Origin of the sequence: Streptomyces botrytidirepellens, assembly GCF_003721215.1 — a bacterium.
GTDB classification, from domain to species: Bacteria; Actinomycetota; Actinomycetes; order Streptomycetales; family Streptomycetaceae; genus Streptomyces; species Streptomyces himastatinicus.
Genome location: NZ_RIBZ01000535.1, coordinates 1 through 2,689 on the forward strand (window position 1 = coordinate 1; position 2,689 = coordinate 2,689).

Sequence of the window (2,689 nt, forward strand, 5' to 3'; positions counted from 1 at the left end):
CGGACCCGCCGGACCCGCCGACCCATCGGCCGCCGGTCCCGTCGGGGGGCGGGACCGGCGGCCGGTCGCGGTCGCTGTCGCGGTCAGCCGCGCGCGGCCAGCAGATGGTCCATGGCGAGCTGGTCCAGGCGCTCGAAGGCCATGCCGCGCTCGGCGGCGGCCTCCACGTCGAACGCCTCGAAGGCGGTGCGGTCGGCGAGCAGCGCCGCCGGGGTCTCGCCCTCGTCCAGGGTGGGCCGGGCCAGTTCGTCCAGGCGCGAGGCGCGCAGCGCCTCCTGGACCTCCGGGTCGGCACGGAAGGCGGCCGCCCGCTCCTTGAGGATGAGGTAGTTGCGCATGCACCCGGCGGCCGACGCCCAGACGCCCGCGATGTCCTCGGTGCGCGGCGGCTTGAAGTCGAAGTGGCGCGGCCCCTCGTAGCCGGCCGTCTCCAGCAGGTCGACGAGCCAGAAGGCGGCCCGCAGATCGCCCGCCCCGAAGCGCAGGTCCTGGTCGTACTTGATGCCGGACTGGCCGTTGAGGTCGATGTGGAAGAGCTTGCCCGCCCACAGCGCCTGGGCGATGCCGTGCGGGAAGTTCAGCCCGGCCATCTGCTCGTGGCCGACCTCGGGGTTCACCCCGTACAGCTCGGGCCGCTCCAGCCGCTCGATGAAGGCGAGGGCATGGCCGACGGTGGGCAGCAGGATGTCGCCGCGCGGCTCGTTGGGCTTGGGCTCGATCGCGAAGCGCAGGTCGTAGCCCTGCTCGGTGACGTACGCACCGAGCAGGTCGAAGGCCTCCTTCATCCGGTCGAGTGCGGCGCGCACGTCCTTGGCGCCGCCGGACTCCGCGCCCTCGCGGCCGCCCCAGGCCACATAGGTCTTCGCGCCCAGCTCGACCGCGAGGTCGATGTTGCGCAGGGTCTTGCGGAGGGCGTAGCGGCGCACGTCCCGGTCGTTGGCGGTGAAGGCGCCGTCCTTGAAGACCGGATGGGTGAACAGGTTGGTGGTGGCCATGGGCACGGTCATGCCGGTGGCGTCCAGGGCCTGCCGGAAGCGCTTGATGTGCGACTCGCGCTCGGTCTCCGAGGCGCCGAAGGGGATCAGATCGTCGTCGTGGAAGGTGACGCCGTACGCGCCGAGTTCGGCGAGCCGGGTGACGGACTCGACGGGGTCGAGCGCCGGGCGGGTGGCGTCCCCGAACGGGTCCCGGCCCTGCCAGCCGACCGTCCACAGGCCGAAGGTGAACCGGTCCTCGGGGGTGGGGCTGTAGCTCATCGCGACTCCCTCGCCTCTCTCGCCTATTTCGTCAGGGCGCTTTACAAATTAGTATGCGCGAGCATTCCGGGGAAGCCCCGCTCAGGCCGCGAAAGACTCGTCGCAGCACACAGGACAGGGACGCAAGGGAGAGCGCGAGATGGCAGCAGCAGCCGTGCCCGTGCCGGAAGGACCGCTCGTCGTCGGCGTGGACAGCTCCACGCAGTCGACCAAGGCGCTGGTCGTCGACGCCGCGACCGGCCGGGTCGTCGCACGCGGCCAGGGCCCGCACACCGTCGGCGGCGGCGCCGACGGCGAGGGCAAGGAGAGCGATCCCGAGCAGTGGTGGGAGGCGCTGGCGGAGGCGCTGCGCCAGTGCGGTCCGCACGCCCGGCAGGCGGCCGCGGTCTCCATCGGCGGCCAGCAGCACGGGCTGGTGACGCTGGACTCCTCCGGCCGTCCCGTGCGCCCCGCGCTGCTGTGGAACGACGTGCGCTCGGCGCCGCAGCGCGACCGGCTGGTCGAGGAGCTGGGCGGGCCCAAGGCGTGGGCGGAGCGGATCGGCAGTGTGCCCGCGGCGTCGTTCACCGTCACCAAATGGGCCTGGCTCGCGGAGAACGAGCCGGAGGCGGCACGCGCCACCACGGCCGTCCGGCTCCCCCACGACTACCTCACCGAACGGCTCACCGGGTACGGCACGACCGACCGCGGCGACGCCTCGGGCACCGGTTGGTGGGCGTCCGGCACCGAGGCGTACGACGAGGAGATCCTCGGCCGGATCGGGCTCTCCCCCGCCCTGCTGCCGCGCGTGCTGCGGCACGGCGAGGCGGCCGGGACGGTACGGGACCTGCCGGACCTGCCGCTGCCCACCGGCGCCCTGGTGGCCACCGGAACCGGCGACAACATGGCCGCGGCCCTCGGGCTCGGGCTGCGGCCTGGGCAGCCCGTGCTCAGCCTCGGCACCTCCGGCACGGTGTACGCGGTCTCGGAACACCGGCCCGCGGACCCCACGGGGGTGGTCGCCGGGTTCGCCGACACCCGTGACGCCTGGCTTCCGCTGGCCTGCACCCTCAACTGCACGCTCGCCGTCGACAAGGTCGCCGCGCTGCTGGGCCGGGACCGGGAGGCGGTGGAACCGGGCGGCTCGGCCGTACTGCTGCCGTTCCTGGACGGTGAGCGCACCCCGAACCTGCCCCATGCCTCCGGGCTGCTGCACGGACTGCGCCATGACACCACGCCGGGACAGCTGCTCCAGGCCGCCTACGACGGCGCCGTCTTCACCCTGCTGACCGCGCTCGACCAGGTGCTGGACGCGGACGCGGCCCCCGACACGCCGCTGCTGCTCATCGGCGGCGGCGCCAAGGGCACGGCCTGGCGCGAGACGGTGCGGCGGCTGAGCGGCCGCCCCGTCCAGGTGCCGCGGGCGCAGGAGCTGGTCGCCCTCGGCGCCGCCG

2 protein-coding genes are annotated in these 2,689 nt (G+C 73.9%); one reads left to right on the plus strand and one right to left on the minus strand.

The genetic code is table 11. The features are described 5' to 3' along the window. Positions 1 to 83: 83 nt before the first annotated feature. Positions 84 to 1,256: a xylose isomerase gene (xylA, locus tag EEJ42_RS32445; RefSeq protein ID WP_009720748.1), complete on the minus strand. Its 1,173-nt coding sequence runs from the start codon at positions 1,254 to 1,256 to the stop codon at positions 84 to 86. 154 nt (positions 1,257 to 1,410) lie between these two features. Here xylA and xylB point away from each other — a divergent pair. Then, on the plus strand, positions 1,411 to 2,689 hold a 1,279-nt coding region (gene xylB / locus EEJ42_RS32450), incomplete at its 3' end, for a xylulokinase (RefSeq protein WP_123105505.1).